This is a genomic window from Streptomyces sp. NPDC052299 (assembly GCF_040679335.1).
Classification (GTDB): Bacteria; Actinomycetota; Actinomycetes; order Streptomycetales; family Streptomycetaceae; genus Streptomyces.
In genome coordinates this window covers 615673-634283 of sequence record NZ_JBFAUP010000001.1, presented here as the reverse complement: position 1 = coordinate 634283, position 18611 = coordinate 615673, and the positions used below count along the sequence as shown (strand labels likewise).

Sequence of the window (18611 nt, the reverse complement as noted above, 5' to 3'; positions counted from 1 at the left end):
CCCGTTCCGTGTGACCTCCCTTGGGCGTGGCCATACTGGGCAGGAGTGCGCCCGAGGACGCGCAGCCGAGGAGGAGCGAGGTCGAGTGGTGGCGGAACCGGGCGGGCCCGATGACGAGAAGCCCCAGTCCGACGAGGCGCACAGCGCCTTCTCGTGGCCTGCCGGGACCGAACCGGCGGCGCCGTCCGAGGAGGACCACCCGACGTCGGAGTTCGCCCTTCCGGAGGGCGTGACGCCCGAGCCGCCGGCCCCGGGTTCCGGTTCCGGTACGGGTTCCGCTTCCGGGTCCGAGACGACCGGTTCGGCGTTCGCCACGCCGAGCACGTACAGCTTCCGGGACTCCCCGCCGGCGTTCACCCCGGCGTACGGGGTGCCGATGGTCCGGCTGACCAAGGAGGCGCCCTGGCAGGACCGGATGCGCACGATGCTGCGGATGCCGGTGGCCGAGCGCCCCGCCCCGGAGCCGGTGCAGCGGCACGACGAGGAGGCGGGGCCCCCGGTTCCGCGCGTGCTCGACCTGACGCTGCGCATCGGGGAACTGCTGCTCGCGGGCGGCGAGGGCGCCGAGGACGTCGAGGCGGCGATGTTCGCGGTGATGCGGAGCTACGGGCTCGACCGCTGCGAGCCGACCGTGACGTTCACCCTGCTGTCCATCTCGCACCAGCCGTCGCTGGTGGACGACCCGGTGACGGCGAGCCGTACGGTGCGCCGCCGGGGCACCGACTACACGCGGCTCGCGGCGGTCTTCCGGCTGATCGACGACATCACCACGGCCGACGACGAGGTGTCCCTGGAGGAGGCGTACCGGCGGCTGGCGGAGATCCGGCGCAACCGGCACCCGTATCCCGGCTGGGTGCTCACGCTGGCCGCGGGCGGGCTGGCCGGGGCGGCGTCCGTGCTGGTCGGCGGTGGTCCGCTGGTGTTCGTGATCGCGGCGCTCGGGGCGATGCTCGGTGACCGGCTGGCCTGGCTGTGCGCGGGGCGCGGGCTGCCCGAGTTCTACCAGTTCGCGATCGCGGCGATGCCGCCCGCCGCGATGGGCGTGGCGCTGACGCTGACGCACTGGTCGGACGTACGGCCGTCGGCGGTGATCACCGGTGGGCTGTTCGCGCTGCTGCCGGGGCGGGCCCTCGTGGCAGGCGTGCAGGACGGCCTGACCGGCTACTACATCACGGCCTCGGCGCGGCTCCTGGAGGTCATGTACTTCTTCATCGCGATCGTCACCGGGGTGCTGCTGGCCCTGTACGGGGGGCTTCAGCTGGGTGCGGAGCTGGACCCGGAGGCGCGGTTCATCACGCACGACCGGCCGGTGATCCAGATCCTCGCGTCGATGCTGCTGACCCTGGCGTTCGCGATCCTGCTGCAGCAGGAGCGGGCGACGGTGCTCGCGGTGACCCTGAACGGCGGCGTGGCCTGGATCATCTACGGGGCGATGGCCCGGACGGGCAACCTGTCGGCGGTGGCGGCGACGGCCGCCGCGGCCGGGCTGGTCGGCCTGTTCGGGCAGTTGTTCTCGCGGTACCGCTACACGTCGTCGCTGCCGTACATCACGGCGGCGATCGGGCCGCTGCTGCCCGGCTCCGCGACGTACTTCGGGCTGCTGGGCGTCGCGCAGAACGAGCTGGACCGGGGCCTCGCCTCGCTGTCCACGGCGGTGGCGACGGCGCTGGCCATCGCCATCGGGGTGAACCTGGGGAGCGAGATCTCCCGGCTGTTCATGCGGGTGCCGGGCGCGGTGGGCGGGGCGAACCGCCGCGCGGCCAAGCGGACGCGCGGCTTCTGACCGGGTCGGGGCGGAAGCGGGGTCAGCGCTTGGCGTGGCGGCCGCGGCGGCCGGCGGACGGGTCCTGCGGGGGGACCTCGCCGCTCCCGGCGGCGGTGCCCTCCTTCTTGGCCTTGCTCCGGGCGCGCAGGAACTCGATGGCGATCGGGATCACCGAGATCAGCACGATCAGGACGAGCATCGCCTCGATGTTCTTGTGGACGAACTCGACGTTGCCGAGGGCGGCGCCGAGCAGGGTCACGCCGACGCCCCAGAGGACGCCGCCGATCACGTTGAACACGATGAACGAGCGGTAGTTCATCCGGCTGACGCCCGCGATGATCGGGGTGAACGTCCGCACGATCGGCACGAAGCGGGCCAGGATCAGCGATTTCGGGCCGTGCTTCTCGAAGAACTCGTGGGCCTTCTCGACGTTCTCCTGCTTGAAGAGGCGGGAGTCGGGCCGGCTGAAGAGCGAGGGGCCGACCTTGCGGCCGAAGAGGTAACCCACCTGGTCGCCGATGATCGCGGCCAGCGCGACCAGGACGCAGACCAGCCAGAGCGGGGTGTGCAGCTTGTCGGCCGTGACCAGCAGGCCCGTGGTGAACAACAGGGAGTCACCGGGCAGGAAGAAGCCGATGAGCAGCCCGGACTCGGCGAAGACGATGACCAGGACGCCGGCCAGGCCGAACTGTCCGATGAGGTGGTCCGGGTCCAGCCAGCTCGGTCCGAGCGCAAGCGTATTCAAGGGTCCGGGCTCCAGGATGAGGTCGATAAGCGGCTGCGTGGCCGCCCCAAGCTATCAACGCCTCGGGGCGGCCCCGGGTTCCACCCGCCTCCGTGACCGTTTACGCGGCCCGGCGGCGCGCGTTCGCCTCGATCGCGTCGCGCAGGTGCTCGGCGAGGCCCGGCCGCATGGCGTCGTAGAACGCCTTGAACTGCGGATCGGCGACGTACATCCCGCCGAGGTTCCGGTGCATCTCGTAGCCGCACTCGTAGAACCAGGTGGAGATGTGGAGCCGGTGCTCCTCCGCGAGGTCCGTGGCGCGCTCGCCGTCGGCGGGCTCACCGGCCTCCATCAGCGCGTCGTAGCGCTCGCTCCAGAAGTCGACCTCGGCCTTCATCCGCTGCCAGTCCTCCTTGGTGTAGCGGGCGGCCCGGCGCTGCGACTCGGCGTAGGCGTCGGTACCGCCCCAGCGGCGCTCGGCCTCCTCCGCGTGCGCCTCGGGGTCCTTGTCGCCGAAGACCTCGAACTTCTCCTCGGGGGTGAGGTTGATGCCCATCCTGCGTGCCTCCATCGCTGTCTCTACGGCGGCGGCCATCCGCTGGAGCTCCTCGATCCGGTGCGACAGCAGCGCGTGCTGGCGGCGCAGGTGCTCCTGCGGGTCCGCGTCCGGGTCGTCGAGCAGGGCCGCGATCTCGTCGAGCGGGAAGCCGAGCTCCCGGTAGAAGAGGATCTGCTGCAGCCGGTCCAGGTCGGCGTCGTCGTAGCGCCGGTGGCCCGCGTGGCTGCGCCCGCCCGGTGAGAGCAGGCCGATGGTGTCGTAGTGGTGCAGGGTGCGCACCGTGACCCCGGCGAAGCCGGCGACCTGTCCCACGGAGTGCTCCATGGCTCCCCGCTCCTTCCTGTGTGGGTACGCGTACGAGCCTGGGCCCTCACGCGGCGTGAGGTGCAAGTCCCGCCTGCCACCCGCACCTTTTGAGGCGTTTTACGGCTTTCACATCGCTATGGTGTGCCGATGCCGACCGATTCCGTCGTCGCCGCCGAGCCCACCCCCGCCCGCCGGCTGCTCGTGCTCATCGTGCCCGCCCTGGCCGTGGGCGTGGCCTCGGCCCTGGTCCTGCTCGGGGTCAGCCTGCTCGCGGAGCAGCTCCAGGACGTGCTGTGGGAGACGCTGCCCGACGCGCTCTCCGTGGGGCGCTTCTCCTCGCTCTGGATGATCGTGATGCTCACGGCCACGGGCCTGGTGACCGGCCTCGTGCTGCGCGCCGTCCCCGGCCGGGGCGGCCCGGACCCGGCGACCATGGGCCTGGTCGACCCTCCCCTGCCGCCCCACGTGGTGCCCGGTCTGCTCGTGGTCACCGTCCTGGCCCTGGCGGGCGGCGTCAGCCTCGGCCCGGAGAACCCGATCACCGCGGCCAACATCGCCCTGGCCGCCTGGGCCGGCCGCCGGATCGCCCCGGGCGCCCCCGGTGAGCTGTGGCTCGCGCTCGCCGCCGCCGGGACCATCGGCGCCCTCTTCGGCACCCCGGTCGCCGCCGCCCTGATCCTCACCGAGACGCTGACCTCGTCGCCCGGCGCCGGTGCGCTCTGGGACAAGCTGTTCGGGCCGCTCGCGGCCGGGGCCGCCGGATCGCTCACCATGTCGCTGGCCGAGCACCCCAGCTTCGACCTGTCGCTGCCCCCGTACACGCACACCGGCTGGGGCGATCTGCTCTCCGCCCTCGTGATCGCGTCGGCCGGAGCGGTCCTCGGCCTGGCGGCGGTGTACGCCTTCCCCCTCGTCCACCGCTTCTTCCGGGCCCTGCCGCATCCGGTGCTCGCCCTGACCCTGGGCGGCCTCGCGCTCGGCCTGCTCGGGGCGCTCGGCGGACACCTCACGCTGTTCAAGGGGCTGGACGAGGTGAAGACGCTCGCCGCCGATCCGGACGGCTGGTCGGCCGGCGGGTTCGGGGGGATGGCGGTGGTGAAGACGGCGGCCCTGGTGATCGCCGCGACCTGCGGCTTCCGGGGCGGCCGGATCTTCCCGGCGGTCTTCGTGGGCGTGGCGCTCGGCCTGTGCGCCCACGCTCTGGTGGACGCGGTTCCGGTGGCTCTCGCGGTGACCTGCGCGGTGCTGGGCGTCCTGCTGGCCGTCACCCGGCAGGGCTGGCTGAGCCTGTTCACGGCGGCGGTGCTGGGCTTCGACACGGCCCTGCTGCCGGTGCTGTGCGTGGCCTCGCTGCCCGCCTGGCTGCTGGTCACCGGCCGGCCGCTGATGCAGCTGCGCGAGGACGGTACGGCGATGCGCTGAGCCGGACGGCCCAGCACCGGGCGTCGGACGGGGAGACCATCCGTATCGTCGGATTCGTCCGGTCTCGCGGGCGCGAGCCGAGAAGGGCAGGTCCGTGATGCCGCTCCACCGGGGCTCCGCGCACGAGGGCGAACCGTCGGCCACGCAGCGCAAGCTGGCGCTCAACCCGTTCTACGGGGTCGCCGATCCGGTCGCCGGCATGGAGGCGGCGCCGCCCCGGCACCGGATGCCGGACGGGCCGCTGCCGCCCCACACCGCGTACGGGCTCGTCCACGACGAGCTGATGCTGGACGGCAACTCGCGGCTCAACCTCGCCACCTTCGTCACCACCTGGATGGAGCCCCAGGCCGGGGTGCTGATGGGCGAGTGCCGCGACAAGAACATGATCGACAAGGACGAGTACCCGCGCACCGCCGAGCTGGAGCGGCGCTGCGTGGCGATGCTCGCCGACCTGTGGCACGCGCCCGACCCCTCGGCGGCCGTCGGCTGTTCCACGACCGGGTCCAGCGAGGCGTGCATGCTCGCCGCGATGGCGCTCAAACGCCGCTGGACGGCCAAGAACGCCGACCGCTACCCGGCGAGCGCCAAGCCCAACCTCGTGATGGGGGTGAACGTGCAGGTGTGCTGGGAGAAGTTCTGCACGTTCTGGGAGGTCGAGCCGCGCCTCGTCCCCATGGAGGGCGACCGCTTCCACCTCGACCCGCAGGCCGCGGTCGAGCTGTGCGACGAGAACACCATCGGCGTCGTGGGCATCCTCGGCTCCACCTTCGACGGCAGCTACGAGCCGATCGCGGAGCTGTGCGCGGCCCTGGACGACCTCCAGGAGCGCACCGGCCTCGACATCCCCGTCCACGTGGACGGGGCCTCCGGCGCCATGGTCGCGCCGTTCCTCGACCCGGACCTGGTGTGGGACTTCCGGCTCCCCCGGGTCTCCTCCATCAACACCTCCGGCCACAAGTACGGCCTGGTCTACCCGGGGGTCGGCTGGGCGCTGTGGCGCTCGCCCGCCGAGCTGCCCGAGGAGCTGGTCTTCCGGGTGAACTACCTGGGGGGCGACATGCCCACCTTCGCCCTGAACTTCTCCCGGCCCGGCGCCCAGGTCGTCGCGCAGTACTACACCTTCCTGCGGCTGGGCCGGGACGGCTACCGGGCCGTGCAGCAGGCGGCCCGGGACGTGGCGACCGGCCTGGCCGCGAAGATCGAGGAGCTGGGCGACTTCCGGCTGCTCACCCGGGGCGACCAGCTGCCCGTCTTCGCGCTCACCACCAGGCCGGAGGTGAAGGCGTACGACGTCTTCGACGTGTCCCGGCGGCTGCGCGAACGCGGCTGGCTGGTGCCCGCGTACACCTTCCCCGCCCACCGGGAGGACCTGGCGGTGCTCCGCGTCGTGTGCCGCAACGGCTTCTCGTCGGACCTGGCGGAACTGCTCCTGGAGGACCTGCGCCTCCTGATGCCCGAGCTCCGCGCCCAGCCGCACCCGCTGACCAGGGACCAGAACGCGGCGACGTCCTTCCACCACTGACACGGCGGCGGCGCCTCAACGGCCGAGGGCGGCGAACCGGCGTACCGCCGACGGGAAGAACACCACGAGCAGCACCAGTGGCCCCACCACCGCGAGCAGTCCGGCGTGGCCGGCCGCCCAGGAGCCGCCGTCGGCGCCCGGGTTGCCGCACAGGTCGCGCACCGCCGTCGCGGTGGCCGAGAGCGGGTTCCACTCGACGGCGGCGCCCAGCCATCCGGGCATCGTCTCCGGCACCGCGAACACCGTGGAGAGGAAGCCCACGGGCCAGACCAGGATCTGTACCGCCTGCACCTGCTCCGGCCGCCCGGCCACCAGCGCCAGCAGGATGCCGAGCCACAGCATCGCGAACCGCAGCAGCAGAAGCAGCCCCACCGCCCCCAGCGCGGCGGCCACCCCCTCGTGCCACCGCCAGCCGACCGCGTAACCCGCGACCCCCATCACCAGCAGCGCGGCCGCCGACTGCAGCATGTCCGCGACGGCCCGGCCGACCAGCACCGCCCCCGACGCCATCGGCATCGAGCGGAACCGGTCCACGACCCCCTTCTCCAGGTCGCGGGTGAGCGCGAGCATGGTCGACTCCAGGCCGAAGGCCATGGTCAGCGCCAGCATGCCCGGCACCAGGTACTCGGCCGTCCCGCCCTCGACGCCGCGCCCGCCGCCGACCAGATAGGTGAACATCAGCAGCAGCATCACCGGGAACACCAGGCCCACCACCACCTGCGCCGGCTGCCGGGCCCAGCGGGCCAGTTCGCGCCGGGTCATCGTCCAGGAATCGGACACCGCCCACATCGCCGCGCTCATGCGGCCACCTCCTCGTCGTCACCGCTGCCCGTCAGGGCCAGGAAGACCTCGTCCAGCGTCGGCCGGCGCACCGCGATGTCCTCCGCCTCGATCCCCGCGTCCGCCAGCGTCCGCACGGCGCCGGTGAGCGCCGCCATCCGGTCCGCCGCGGGCGCTGCGACGGTCCGCCGGTCCGGGTCCGTCACCGTTCCGCCGTCGAGCAGGGCGGCCGCGCGTGCCAGCCGGCCGGCGTCGCGCACGACGATCTCGATGCGGTCGCCGCCCACCCGGGCCTTCAGCTCGTCGGCCGTGCCCTCGGCGGCGACCCGGCCGCGGTCGATCAGCGAGATCCGGTCCGCGAGCCGGTCGGCCTCCTCCAGGTACTGCGTGGTCAGCAGGACGGTCGTGCCGCCGCCGACCAGGGAGCGCACCGCCTCCCACACCTCCGTCCGGCCCCGCGGGTCGAGCCCGGTCGTCGGCTCGTCCAGGAAGAGCACCTCGGGTTCGGTGATCAGCGAGGCCGCCAGGTCCAGCCGCCGCCGCATGCCCCCGCTGTAGTCGCGGACCGCCTTGCGTCCGGTGTCCGCGAGGCCGAACCGGTCGAGCAGTGCGTCCGCCCGCGCCCCGGCCCGGCGCGCGCCCAGGTGGTACAGCCGGCCGAACATCTCCAGGTTCTGCCGGCCGCCCAGCTCCTCGTCGAGCGCCGGGTGCTGGCCGAGCAGCCCGATCCGGCGGCGGACCTCGGCCGGCCGCCGCCGTACGTCGTGTCCGGCGACCTCGGCCCGGCCCTCGTCGTACCGCAGCAGGGTCGACAGGACACGGACCGCCGTGGACTTGCCCGCCCCGTTGGGGCCGAGCACGGCGTGCACGGTGGAGCGGGCGACCGTCAGATCCAGCCCGTCCAGGGCGTACGCCCCTCCGTAGCGCTTGCGCATTCCCTCTACCACGATCGCGTCCCGCACGTCAGCACACCCCCAGTAGTCAAACTTGACTAGCAGGAGGAAGGTAAGGGACCCAGGGGGATTCGTCAAACTTGATTAGTGGGCGTCGCCCGGATCGGGGATCCCGGTCGCGTACGGGTTCTCCTCGCCCTCCGCGAGTACGCCCACGAAGGGGTCGCCCTCGCCCGCGAAGACGTACGCTCCTCCCTCGATGCGGGCGATCAGGCCGCGCGTCCACTCCGCGCCCGCGTCCGCCGAGTGGACCCAGAAGTTCATGACCTCGCCGATGTGGCCCAGCTGCTCCGGGCCGCCCTCGGGGAGATAGTGCTCGGTGACTGCGGCGCGCCAGGCCGCGAGGTTCCTCAGGCGCTCCCGGAGCAGGGCCACCGCCTCGGCGCGTTCCAGATCCACGATGAAGCCGATGCCCGCCGAGAGGACGTCCATCTTCTGGTCGTAGGAGGTGAGCGAGGCGCGCAGCAGGGTGAAGTACTCCTCGGTGCCGCGCTCCGTGATCTCGTACTCGATGCGCGGCGGTCCGCCCGCGGTGCTCGGGGCCACCTCATGGGCCAGGAGCAGGTCCTGCTTCGCGAGCTGTTTCAGCGCGTGGTAGACGGAGCCGGGCTTGGCGTTGGACCACTCGTGGGCCCCCCAGTACTCCAGGTCGTTGCGGACCTGGTAGCCGTGGGCCCGGCCGTGCTGGCGTACGGCGCCGAGGACCAGCAGCCGGATCGCGGACATGCCCTCCACCTCTCTGGTCAACCCGGCCAGCGTAGCGGGAAGGTGTCCGGCGAGGTCAGAAGGGGAAGACGCTGCGGCCGTGCTGGACGGAGATCCACTTCTGGGTGGTGAACGCGTCGACCGCCGCGTCCCCGTTCATCCGGCCCAGACCGGAGTCCTTCTCGCCGCCGAACGCGATGCCCGGGTCGTCGTGCACGGTGGAGTCGTTGACGTGGAACATCCCGCTGCGGATGCGCCGGGCGAACCGGACGCCCCGCCCGGTGCGCGCGGTGTGCACGGCGCCGCTGAGGCCGTACGGGCTGTCGTTGACGATCCGGACCGCCTCGTCCTCGCCGTCGAACGGCACCAGCAGCGCGACCGGGCCGAATATCTCCTGGCGCAGCAGCGGGGAGTCCTCGGGCAGCCCGGCGAGCACGGTCGGCTCGACCAGATTGCCGCGGACCCGCCCGTGCACCCGGGCCTCGGCGCCCTCGGCGATCGCCTGGTCGACCAGGGCGGCCAGCGAGTCGGCGTGGAAGGTGTTGATGACCGGGCCGATGTGGGTGTCGGGCTCGCGCGGGTCGCCGGTCTTCAGGGCTGCGACCCGGGCACAGAACTTCTCCGTGAACTCCGCGGCCACCGGGCGGTCCACCAGGATGCGGTTGGCGGCCATGCAGACCTGGCCGGAGTAGATGAACCGGCTGAAGACGGCGGCGTCGACCGCGTAGTCGATGTCCGCGTCGTCCAGCACCACCAGGGCGCTGTTGCCGCTGAGTTCGAGGATGGTCCGCTTGAAGAGGGCGCCCGCGGTGGCGGCCACGTGGCGGCCGACCCGGTCCGATCCGGCGAAGGAGATCACCTGGGGCACGGGGTGCTCGATGAACGCGTCACCGATCTCCGCTATGTCGGTGACGACCACGTTGAGCAGCCCGGCCGGCAGCCCGGCCTCCTCGAAGATCCTCGCGACGAGCCCGCCGCCGACGACGGGCGAGTTCTGGTTGGCCTTGACGACGACCGCGTTGCCGAGGGCGAGGGCCGGTGCGACCGACTTCATCGTCACCAGGAGCGGGAAGTTGAAGGGGCTGATGACCCCGACGACCCCGACGGGCAGCCGGTAGAGCAGATTCTCCCGGCCGTCCGCGGCGGAGGGCAGGACGCGCCCCTCCGGCGAGAGCGCCTGCCGGGCTGCCTCGCGAAGGAATTCCTGGGTGAGGCTCAGCTCGTACGCGGCCTTGGTGCGGGTGCCGCCCAGCTCGTCGATGATCGCTTCGGTGATCTCGTCGGCCAGCTTCTCGGTGACCCGCAGCGCGCGTTCCAGGACGTCCCGGCGGCGGTACGGACTGGCCGCCGCCCATTCGCCCTGGGCGCGCTCGGCGGCGCGGTAGGCGCTGTCCACCTCGGCGGCGGTGGCGATGGTGATCGCGGCGAGCTTCTCACCGTTGTAGGGATTGAAATCGATGATGTCCCAGGAGCCGGTGCCCGTCCGCCATTCACCGTCGATGTACTGGCCGGCCAGCTCTTGGAAGAAGGACATGCGATCCCTTAACTCAGGTGCAGACTCCTGTAGGAGCGCCATCGTACTGAAAATTCAGGAGAGTTGGAGAAGTCCTCGGAGCAGGTCACGACTCTCCTCCGGGCCCGGGCTCTCCTCGTGGAGGCGCGTCATCGCCTTTTCGTACTGGGCGACTTCCTCGTCCTTGTCCAGATAGAGCGCGCTTGTCAGCTGCTCCAAATACACAATGTCCGACAGATCGGATTCCGGGAATCGCAGCATGGTGAACGATCCGCTCTCACCGGCGTGTCCGCCGAAACTGAACGGCATCACCTGGAGCGTGATGTTCGGCTGTTCCGACATATCGATCAGATGCCGCAATTGCGCCCGCATCACTTCGCGTCCGCCGTACGGGCGGCGCAGCGCGGCCTCGTCCAGCACGGCGTGGAAGCGGGGCGCCCGCTCGGAGACGAGGACCTTCTGGCGTTCGAGGCGCAGGGCGACGCGGCGGTCGATCTCGGCCGGGGACGCACCGCGCATGCCCCGGGAGACGACCGCGTGGGCGTAGTCCTCGGTCTGCAACAGCCCGTGCACGAACTGGACTTCGTAGATCCTGATGAGCGAGGCCGCGCCCTCCAGGCCGACGTACGTCTGGAACCAGCCGGGCAGTACGTCCCCGAAACTGTGCCACCAGCCCGCCACGTTGGCCTCACGGGCCAGGGCGAGCAGGGAGTCGCGCTCCGCCTCGTCCGTGACGCCGTAGAGCGTGAGCAGATCCTCGACGTCCCTGGCCTTGAAGCTCACCCGTCCCAACTCCATGCGGCTGATCTTCGATTCGGAGGCCCGGATCGAGTAGCCGGCCGCCTCGCGCGTGATGCCTCGCGAGTCACGCAGTCTCCTGAGCTGAGAGCCCAGCAGGATGCGCCGCACCACGGACCCACTCGACTCGCCTGCCGCCACTGGTCCAACCCTCCCCATCGCTTCCTGGCATCGGGGCTCCCCCTGAACCCCAAGAGCCGGATTCTGCCATCAAAACGCTTCGCCCCGTACTCATTCGATTACGGAAATGGGAAGAGCTTGGGAAGACGGCGAAACCGGGACGAGGAAGAAATGACCAAGAACCGGACGGCGTCGGACAGGTCCGGCGCGTGCACGTGCATCTGCCCTTGCATCTGCTGTGCGCATTCGGAACCATGGAGCCCGCGCACCTGCGTTCTCGTTCGTGTTGTGCCGCTGTCACCGGTACGGAGTGCCGGTCCAGCCGCGATTCCCGGGAGTGCCTCGCATGGGGACGAATGGATCGACGATGCTCGAGCCGTTACGGCAGGGGCTTCCCCCCATCGATCCCTCGGACGTCTCCGGGTCGGCCACCTGCACCCTGCCGCCGCACTACGAAGCGGTCGGCGGCGCACGGCAGTTCACCCGGGTGACGCTGGGGGGATGGGGACTGAGCGAGCGTTTCGACGATGTCGCTCTCGTCGTCTCCGAACTGGTCACCAACGCCCTGCGGCACGCCCTGCCGGCCGACGCCCCGCGCGAGTCCCAGGAGCCGCCCGTACGGCTGCACCTGATGCGCTGGACCTCGCGGCTGGTGTGCGCGGTGCGCGACCCGAGCCAGGCGAGCCCGGTCGCCTCCGAGGCGGCGGACTCCGCCGAGTCGGGCCGGGGGCTGTTCCTGGTGGAGTCCTTCAGCGACTGCTGGGGCTGGCACCCCTCTCCCGTACTGACCGCCGAGAGCGCGCCGGGCACGGCGGCTCCCCGGGGCAAGGTCGTCTGGGCTCTGTTCAGGCTGACCGACCCGGTGTGACGGGGGGCGGTGCGACCGGCCGGCGCACCGCGTGGCACACCGCCCGAGGGCCGGACACCGCTGGTTTCCAGTGGAGTTCGGCCCTCTGTGGTGTACGGGGCCGTCAGCCCACCAGGTGGTCGAACTCGCCGTCCTTCACGCCGAGGAGCAGCGCCTCTATCTCGGCCGGCGTGTAGACCAGCGCCGGCCCGTCCGGGTGGCGCGAATTGCGCATCGCCACATCTCCGTCGGGCAGTTTCGCGAACTCCACGCAGGACCCCTGGGAGTTGCTGTGTCTGCTCTTCTGCCAGACGACTCCGCGAAGCTCTGTGGCCGCCATGCCGTTGTACACGTGGTGCACAGGACGCTCCCCGAGTTGCAAGGTGCAAGTGTCAACTGTCCCGGATCATAGCTGTGTTCAATTTCTGGTGCATGAGCGGATGCACGAGCGGATGCACGTGCACGCGGGGTGTCGCCGCGATTACAGCTCCCGCCGTCAGAGACGTATGCACGGCCTCTCCGGCTCCCGATTCCGGGAGTTGACTTCGCAACACCCCTTGCGACCCACTGGTAGCTTGGATGGCCATTCGTCTTGCAGGGGGAATTCCACATGCACAAAATCGCACGTACCGGCGCAGTCCTCGCGACCGGTCTGCTGACCGCGCTCGCGCTCACCGGTTGCGGAAGCGACGGCGACAAGGGCGACTCGGGCAAGGACTCCGGCTCCAGCGCGAGCCCCACGGCGGGCGGCGGCGGCGACGCGTCCACCGGCACGGACGGCGGCTCGGAGGGCGGCTCCGCGGGTGACGCCAAGGCGCTGGAGGGCGCGTGGGCGGGCCAGACCGACGGCCAGGCCGTCGTGCTGTCCGTGGCCGCCGGGGCGGCCGTCGTCGTCGCGGAGTCCCATGTCTGCTCGGGCACCGTCTCGGGCGAGGGCAAGCCGGCCCTGGAGCTGAAGTGCGCCGACGGCGACGCCACCCGGATCACGGGGGAGGTCGAGTCCAACGACGGCAAGACCGTCGTGATCACGTGGGGCAGCGGGACGAAGGACACGCTGAAGAAGACCGACTCGGACGCGCTGGAGGGCATCCCCGACCTCCCCGACCTCCCCAACGTGTCGGATCTGCCCACGCCGTGACGCATGACGGCGTGACGCCATGAGGCCGGGAGGCTACGAGGTCAGGCCCCGCGAGAAGTCCTCCAAGGCGTCGAGGAGCAGGGCGACGTTGTTGCGTACGAGTCCGGCTCCGGCGGAGGGCGGCGGACCGCCCTCCGCCGCCTCCTCCTCCCGCGCCCGGCACTCCGCGTCCCAGCGCTCCAGCGCCTCCCGCACCGGCGTCCAGTCCGGCACCCGCCGCTCCCGCACCGCCTTGGCGCCCCGGTCCGTGGCCCGGCGCAGCGCGTCCGCCAGTGCGGCGGCCCCCGGCACGGAGGTCGCCCCGCCGCGCGGGATGTGGGCCTCCAGGAGCATCGCGACCCGGCCGAGCTGGGCCAGGGAGTGCTGGGTGGCGTCGGCGGCGGCGTGCGAGAGGCCCCGGTGGCGCACCGGTTCGTGCCGGGCCGTCGCGACCGCCTCCTGCCAGGCGACCCGGGCCTCGCGGGTGGCGAGCAGGGCCTGGCGCACATCGCCCTGGCCGCGTTCGTCCGGGTCCGCGTACTGGTCCACGACCGCCGCCGCGTACCGGCCGTCCGCCTTCAGCCAGTCGCCGAGCCGGGTCCGCAGGCGCGGGGTCTCCCAGGCCGGGTAGACGGCGTACGAGATCATCGCCAGGAGGCCGCCGGCCAGGGTGAGGAGCACCCGCTCGAACACCGTCTGGGACAGGTCGTCGCCGGCCATGCCGAGCAGGAAGACGACATACGCGCCGACGCACGCCTGGGCGACCGCGTAGCCGGTCCGCATCAGCAGGTACATCAGCAGGGCGCAGACCACGGCGAGGGCGGCGAGCGGTCCGGTGCCCGGGTGCGCGGCCTCCACGATCGCGGAGGCGAGGAAGACGCCGACGAGGGTGCCGCCGAACCGGGCGACCGCGCGGGAGTAGGTCTGGGAGAACTCCGGCCGCATCACCATCACCGCCGCCAGCGGGGCCCAGTAGCCGTGCCCGAACGGCAGCAGGCGGCCCAGGAGGTAGCCGACCGCGGCGACGGCGGCCAGCCGGATCGCGTGCCGCAGGATCGGGGAGCCGTGGTGCGCCTCGCGGCGCATCGCCCCGACGACGACCGGTGCGAGGCGCAGCAGTCCGGGGCGCCGGTGGTGCTCGGCGGGCAGCCGGGCCTCCTTGATGGCGTCGGCGGCCTCCTCGGCCCCGGCCCGCTCGTCCTTGGTGCCGTCGCCCTCGGCGGCCTCGATGACGTCGGAGAGCAGGGCGGCGAGCCGGTCGGCGGCGCGCAGCGGCGGGCCGGTGAGCAGGGCCCCGGTGTCGGGGGTCTTCAGCGCGGCGACGGCCGGGGCGGGCAGCTTGACCGGGTCGCCGTTGCGGATCGCCCGGGCGGCCGCGTCGAGCAGCGCTCCGGCGGCGGCCAGCAGCTCGCGGACGCGGTCGCGCTCGGGGCCCTCGGCGGGCACGCCCATGGCCGGGTCGGCGAGCGAGGCCAGGACGGGGCGGATGCGTTCGGCGACCCCGCGCGAGCCGTGCAGTTCGGCCGGGCGGCGGCGGGCCTCGCGGGCGGTGACGGCGGCGGCCCGGCGCGCGACCATCAGCGGCTCCGGGTCGAAGTGGGCGACCGGGTCGTGGCGCAGCCGCCGGGCGTAGTCGGCCTCGGCGGCCAGCGCGTCGGCGAGCGCGTCGCGCTGGGCGCCCCATCTGCGGATCGGGAAGAGAACGATCAGCGCCGCCTGGACCACCCCGCCGAACATGATCATCGCGCCGTGCAGGGCCGCCTGGGCGACGGAGGTCGGCAGGGTGATGGTGACGAGCATGATCGCGACGTTGGACGCGGCGATGATCCCGCCGGTCGGGCCCGCTGCCCAGGCCAGCCCGGCGAGGAAGGTCCAGATCACCAGGAGGGCCACGAAGAGCAGGAGATGGGTGCCGGTCACATAGCCCACGAAGGTGGACAGGCCGAGGCTGACGCCGGAGACCAGGGCGAGGAAGGGGCGGGGGCGCCAGCTGCGCTGGAAGGTGGCGATGGCGGCCTGGAACGCGCCGAACGCGGAGCTGGCGGCGACCACCGGCCCGAACAGCGTGAGGCTCACCCCGATGACCAGGGCGAGCCCGGCCGCGCCGCGCACCGCGACCAGGGGTTCGAGGCGCCGCCGCTCGATCTTCAGGCCGGTGCGGGCGGTCTCCTTCAGCGCCCGGAGCCAGCTCATGTGCCGAGCCTAACCGGAATCGCCGTTTTGCCCGACTTATGCGGACTGGCGAGCTCAGCGCCCGATGCCCTTCGCGTCCCCGCCCATCCGGGCCCGGTCCGCCGCCCGCGTGCCGTGCGTCCAGCCGTCCAGGTCCGTCGCGCCCCTGACCCGGGTGGTCGTGGTGCGGGGGAACATCTGCTCGGCGGCCTCGGTGACCGCGAGGTCGCGGGCGGCGAGGACCGGGAGCAGCGCGGCGTCGGCGGTGTCGCCCTCCGCCTCGGCCGTGGCGCGGGCGGTGCCGTCGGCGAGGCGGCTGCCCAGGCGCTGGGCGTAGGCCATCAGGAAGGACTGCCGGAACGTCTTGGTCCGCTTGCGTCCGCCGGCGCGCTGGCCCGCCTCCGCGCGGGTCATCGCGGCCGTGCCCTGGACGAGCAGCGAGGTGTGGAGCAGTTCGACGGCCTCCAGGTCCGCCTCGAAGCCGATGACCGTGGCGAAGCCCAGGTCGCTGTTCCAGACGGCCTGGCAGCGGTTCGCCGAGGCCACCGCGTCGAGCAGGATCGCCTTGGCCGTCTCGTAGGGGGCGTCCACGCCGATCCGGCAGGCGCCGGGGGTGCGGTCGCCGTGGGTCCGGGCGGCGAGCAGGGCCTCGTCGATGCTGTGCCGGGCCATCAGCTCCTGCGCCTTGGCGGTCAGCGCCTCCGCTTCCTCCGGATAGCCCGTCGCCTCCGCCTTCGCGAGCAGGGCGCGGATGCGGGTGAGCATGCGTGGCTCCCCGGCGGCGGGCGGCCGGGTCAGGGCCTCGCGCGCCGCGCCCGGCGGGGGTCCGACGGGCTCGATGGCCGGGAGGGCGAGCAGCAGCCGGTAGAGGGCGAGGAGCGCCGAGGCGTACGAGAAGCGGTCGGGGCGGCCGGGGGGCGGTGCGGCAGGCAGCTCGTCCAGCTGGGTCCGCCAGCGCGGCGGCAGCTCGTCGTAGCGGCGGACCTCGGAGGCGATGAGCCCGGCGGCCAGGCCCGCCGCGTGCTCGTCCAGGTCGCGGCGGACGAGGCGGACGACGTCGGCGGGGAGCCAGCCGCGCTGCCAGGCCCGCCGGACGAACTCCTCGCCCCGGCGCACCAGCTCCGCGTCGGCCTGCGGGGCGGCGGCGAGCAGCGAGGCGCCGGTGTCGAGACCGGCGTCGCCCTCCGTGTAGAGGGCGGCCGCGAACGCCTGGTCGATCACCGATTCCATGAGGTCAGCGTAAGCAGGCCCCGTCCACAGCTGTCTCCACAGGCTGTGGATATCGAACGCGCGCACGAAACTCCGGCTCCGGGACGCTGTCAGTGCCCGGTGCCAGACTCGGCCGTATGACCGAACGCTGGGTGCTGGCCGCCACGGAGGGCGGGGGCGCGCGCCTCGCCCCGCTGGACCGCGCCGGCCGCCCGGCGGGCCCGGTCCTGACCGAGCCGGACCTCGCGGAGGCGGTCCGCTCCCGGCCGGACGTCACCCGCTGGGTGTGGCGCTCGACGGCCGAGGTCTATCCCCGGTTGCTGGCCGCCGGGGTGCGGGTCGAGCGGGCCTACGACGTGGAGGCCGCCGAGTCCCTGCTCCTCGGGCACGAGGGCCGGCTCGGCGAGCCCCGGTCGGCCGCCGCCGCGCTCGCCCGGCTGCGCGGCGGCCCGGTGCCGCCCGATCCGCCGCCCCGGTCGGCCGAGCCCGGCTCCCAGTCCTCCCTCTTCGAGCCGCCCTCGGGCCAGGAGCTGCCGTTCGACGCGCTGACCGAGGTGTACGCGGCGCAGCTCGCGCGCCACGACGCGACGGACCGGCCGGACCGGATGCGGCTGCTGACGGCCGCCGAGTCGGCGGGGATGCTGGTCGCCGCCGAGATGAACCGGGCGGGCCTGCCCTGGCGGGCCGACGTCCACCGCGAGGTGCTGCGCGAACTGCTGGGCGAGCGGTACGCGGGCGGCGGCGAGCCCCGCCGCCTCGCCGAGCTGGCCGACGAGGTGTCCGCCGCCTTCGGCCGCCGGGTGCGCCCGGATCTGCCGGCCGATGTGGTGCGGGCGTTCGCGCAGGCCGGGATCAAGGTCCGCTCGACGCGCCGCTGGGAGCTGGAGTCCCTGGACCATCCGGCGGTCGCGCCGCTCGTCCAGTACAAGAAGCTGTACCGGATCTGGACCGCGCACGGCTGGAGCTGGCTGCAGGACTGGGTGCGCGACGGCCGCTTCCGCCCCGAGTACCAGCCGGGCGGCACGGTCTCCGGGCGCTGGACGACCAACGGCGGCGGGGCGCTCCAGATCCCCAAGGTGATCCGGCGGGCCGTCGTCGCGGACGAGGGGTGGCGGCTGGTCGTCGCTGACGCCGCCCAGATGGAGCCCAGGGTGCTGGCCGCGATCTCCCGGGACCCGGGCCTGATGGAGGTCGCGGGCCACGAGGGCGACCTCTACACCGCGCTGTCCGACCGCGCCTTCCACGGCGACCGCGACCACGCCAAGATCGCGCTGCTCGGTGCCGTCTACGGGCAGACCTCCGGCGACGGCCTGAAGAATCTGGCGGCCCTGCGACGCAGGTTCCCGCGCGCGGTCGCGTATGTGGACGATGCCGCGAAGGCGGGCGAGGAGGGCCGTCTCGTACGCACCTGGCTCGGCCGGACCAGTCCCCCGGCGGCCGGGCACGGTGAGGACGGGGAGGCGGGCATCCCGCAGGAGGAGGACGGGGCACGCCCGGACTTCACGCCCGGTTACGCGTCGTCGGACGCGCGGGCGCGCGGCCGGTTCACGCGGAACTTCGTGGTCCAGGGCAGTGCGGCGGAGTGGGCGCTGCTGCTCCTGGCGGCCCTGCGCCGGGCGATCGCCGCCGCCGGGCTCCGGGCGGAGCTGGTCTTCTTCCAGCACGACGAGGTGATCGTGCACTGTCCGCTCGCGGAGGCGGAGGCGGTCGTGGCAGCGCTCCGGGAGGCCGCCGGGGTGGCCGGACGGACCGCCTTCGGGGAGACACCGGTGCGCTTCCCGTTCACCACGGCGGTGGTGGAGCGCTATTCGGACGCGAAGTGACGTGAAGTGACGGGGGAGCACCACTGGGACGCCGGGTGGGACGTGTCAGGTGAAACGGCCCGGGACCGAACCCCCTCCGGCCCGGGCCGTGCGCCGCACGCGCCCCGGGGAGAGAGCCCGGGGCGCGTGGGCGCGGCGGTCAGGTCGTGTCCGTGAAGTCGCGCCGTACGCCCGAAGGGCGTGGCCTGCGGCGTCTGGTGCTTCCCCGAGTTCTCGGCTTCGCTCGAACAGGGGAGACCCCACTTCTCGGCGTGCCGGCCGACATCCCTCGTACTG

General features: G+C 72.8%; 16 protein-coding genes. 6 read left to right on the top strand and 10 right to left on the bottom strand.

Annotation, left to right across the window (positions count from 1 at the left end; genetic code table 11):
- Positions 1-85: 85 nt before the first annotated feature.
- Positions 86-1783: a threonine/serine exporter family protein gene (locus tag AB0L33_RS02890; protein ID WP_365677311.1), complete on the top strand. Its 1698-nt coding sequence runs from the start codon at positions 86-88 to the stop codon at positions 1781-1783.
- 22 nt (positions 1784-1805) lie between these two features.
- Here AB0L33_RS02890 and AB0L33_RS02885 read toward each other — a convergent pair whose 3' ends face one another.
- Both AB0L33_RS02885 and AB0L33_RS02880 read right to left on the bottom strand, forming a co-directional pair.
- A complete protein-coding gene (locus AB0L33_RS02885) occupies positions 1806-2510 on the bottom strand; it encodes a VTT domain-containing protein (protein WP_365677310.1) in 705 nt (234 codons plus the stop codon).
- 100 nt (positions 2511-2610) lie between these two features.
- Complete coding sequence (locus AB0L33_RS02880) at positions 2611-3372, bottom strand: MerR family transcriptional regulator (RefSeq protein ID WP_365677309.1); 762 nt, start codon at positions 3370-3372, stop codon at positions 2611-2613.
- 129 nt (positions 3373-3501) lie between these two features.
- Here AB0L33_RS02880 and AB0L33_RS02875 point away from each other — a divergent pair, with 129 nt between their 5' ends.
- Complete coding sequence (locus tag AB0L33_RS02875; RefSeq protein WP_365677308.1) at positions 3502-4776, top strand: ion channel protein; 1275 nt, start codon at positions 3502-3504, stop codon at positions 4774-4776.
- Between the two features lie 97 nt (positions 4777-4873).
- The gene (locus AB0L33_RS02870; RefSeq protein WP_365677307.1) at positions 4874-6298 is read left to right on the top strand and encodes a glutamate decarboxylase; all 1425 of its coding nucleotides are present in this window, start codon (positions 4874-4876) and stop codon (positions 6296-6298) included.
- Positions 6299-6313: 15 nt separating this feature from the next.
- Here AB0L33_RS02870 and AB0L33_RS02865 read toward each other — a convergent pair whose 3' ends face one another.
- The 5 genes from AB0L33_RS02865 to AB0L33_RS02845 all read right to left on the bottom strand — a co-directional run bounded on the left by AB0L33_RS02865 (position 6314) and on the right by AB0L33_RS02845 (position 11206).
- Positions 6314-7099 (bottom strand): ABC transporter permease, encoded by a 786-nt coding sequence (locus AB0L33_RS02865; RefSeq protein WP_365677306.1) that lies wholly within the window; start codon positions 7097-7099, stop codon positions 6314-6316.
- Positions 7096-8040 carry an ATP-binding cassette domain-containing protein gene (locus tag AB0L33_RS02860; RefSeq protein ID WP_365677305.1) on the bottom strand — a complete coding sequence of 315 codons (945 nt, stop codon included), beginning with the start codon at positions 8038-8040 and terminating at the stop codon, positions 7096-7098. Before AB0L33_RS02860 ends, AB0L33_RS02865 begins: the two co-directional genes overlap by 4 nt.
- Before the next feature lie 75 nt (positions 8041-8115).
- Positions 8116-8757, bottom strand: coding sequence for a PadR family transcriptional regulator (locus AB0L33_RS02855; protein WP_365677384.1), 642 nt, complete (start codon positions 8755-8757; stop codon positions 8116-8118).
- 55 nt (positions 8758-8812) lie between these two features.
- Entirely contained in the window at positions 8813-10270 is a 1458-nt protein-coding gene (locus AB0L33_RS02850) for an aldehyde dehydrogenase family protein (protein ID WP_365677304.1), read from the bottom strand.
- Between the two features lie 54 nt (positions 10271-10324).
- Positions 10325-11206, bottom strand: a complete 882-nt coding sequence (locus AB0L33_RS02845; RefSeq protein ID WP_365677303.1) for a helix-turn-helix transcriptional regulator — start codon at positions 11204-11206, stop codon at positions 10325-10327.
- A 328-nt stretch (positions 11207-11534) separates the two neighbouring features.
- Here AB0L33_RS02845 and AB0L33_RS02840 point away from each other — a divergent pair, with 328 nt between their 5' ends.
- Positions 11535-12035 carry an ATP-binding protein gene (locus tag AB0L33_RS02840; protein WP_365677302.1) on the top strand — a complete coding sequence of 167 codons (501 nt, stop codon included), beginning with the start codon at positions 11535-11537 and terminating at the stop codon, positions 12033-12035.
- A 103-nt stretch (positions 12036-12138) separates the two neighbouring features.
- Here AB0L33_RS02840 and AB0L33_RS02835 read toward each other — a convergent pair whose 3' ends face one another.
- A complete protein-coding gene (locus AB0L33_RS02835; protein WP_018102227.1) occupies positions 12139-12375 on the bottom strand; it encodes a DUF397 domain-containing protein in 237 nt (78 codons plus the stop codon).
- 249 nt (positions 12376-12624) lie between these two features.
- Between AB0L33_RS02835 and AB0L33_RS02830 the strand changes: the two genes are divergently transcribed.
- Complete coding sequence (locus tag AB0L33_RS02830) at positions 12625-13152, top strand: hypothetical protein (protein WP_365677301.1); 528 nt, start codon at positions 12625-12627, stop codon at positions 13150-13152.
- A 33-nt stretch (positions 13153-13185) separates the two neighbouring features.
- On the opposite strand, the gene AB0L33_RS02825 is transcribed toward AB0L33_RS02830, so the two are convergent.
- Positions 13186-15324, bottom strand: coding sequence for an FUSC family protein (locus tag AB0L33_RS02825; RefSeq protein ID WP_365677300.1), 2139 nt, complete (start codon positions 15322-15324; stop codon positions 13186-13188).
- Positions 15325-15378: 54 nt separating this feature from the next.
- The gene (locus AB0L33_RS02820) at positions 15379-16533 is read right to left on the bottom strand and encodes a DUF2786 domain-containing protein (protein WP_365677299.1); all 1155 of its coding nucleotides are present in this window, start codon (positions 16531-16533) and stop codon (positions 15379-15381) included.
- Positions 16534-16649: 116 nt separating this feature from the next.
- Between AB0L33_RS02820 and AB0L33_RS02815 the strand changes: the two genes are divergently transcribed.
- Positions 16650-18335 carry a bifunctional 3'-5' exonuclease/DNA polymerase gene (locus AB0L33_RS02815; RefSeq protein ID WP_365677298.1) on the top strand — a complete coding sequence of 562 codons (1686 nt, stop codon included), beginning with the start codon at positions 16650-16652 and terminating at the stop codon, positions 18333-18335.
- The last annotated feature ends 276 nt before the right edge of the window (positions 18336-18611 follow it).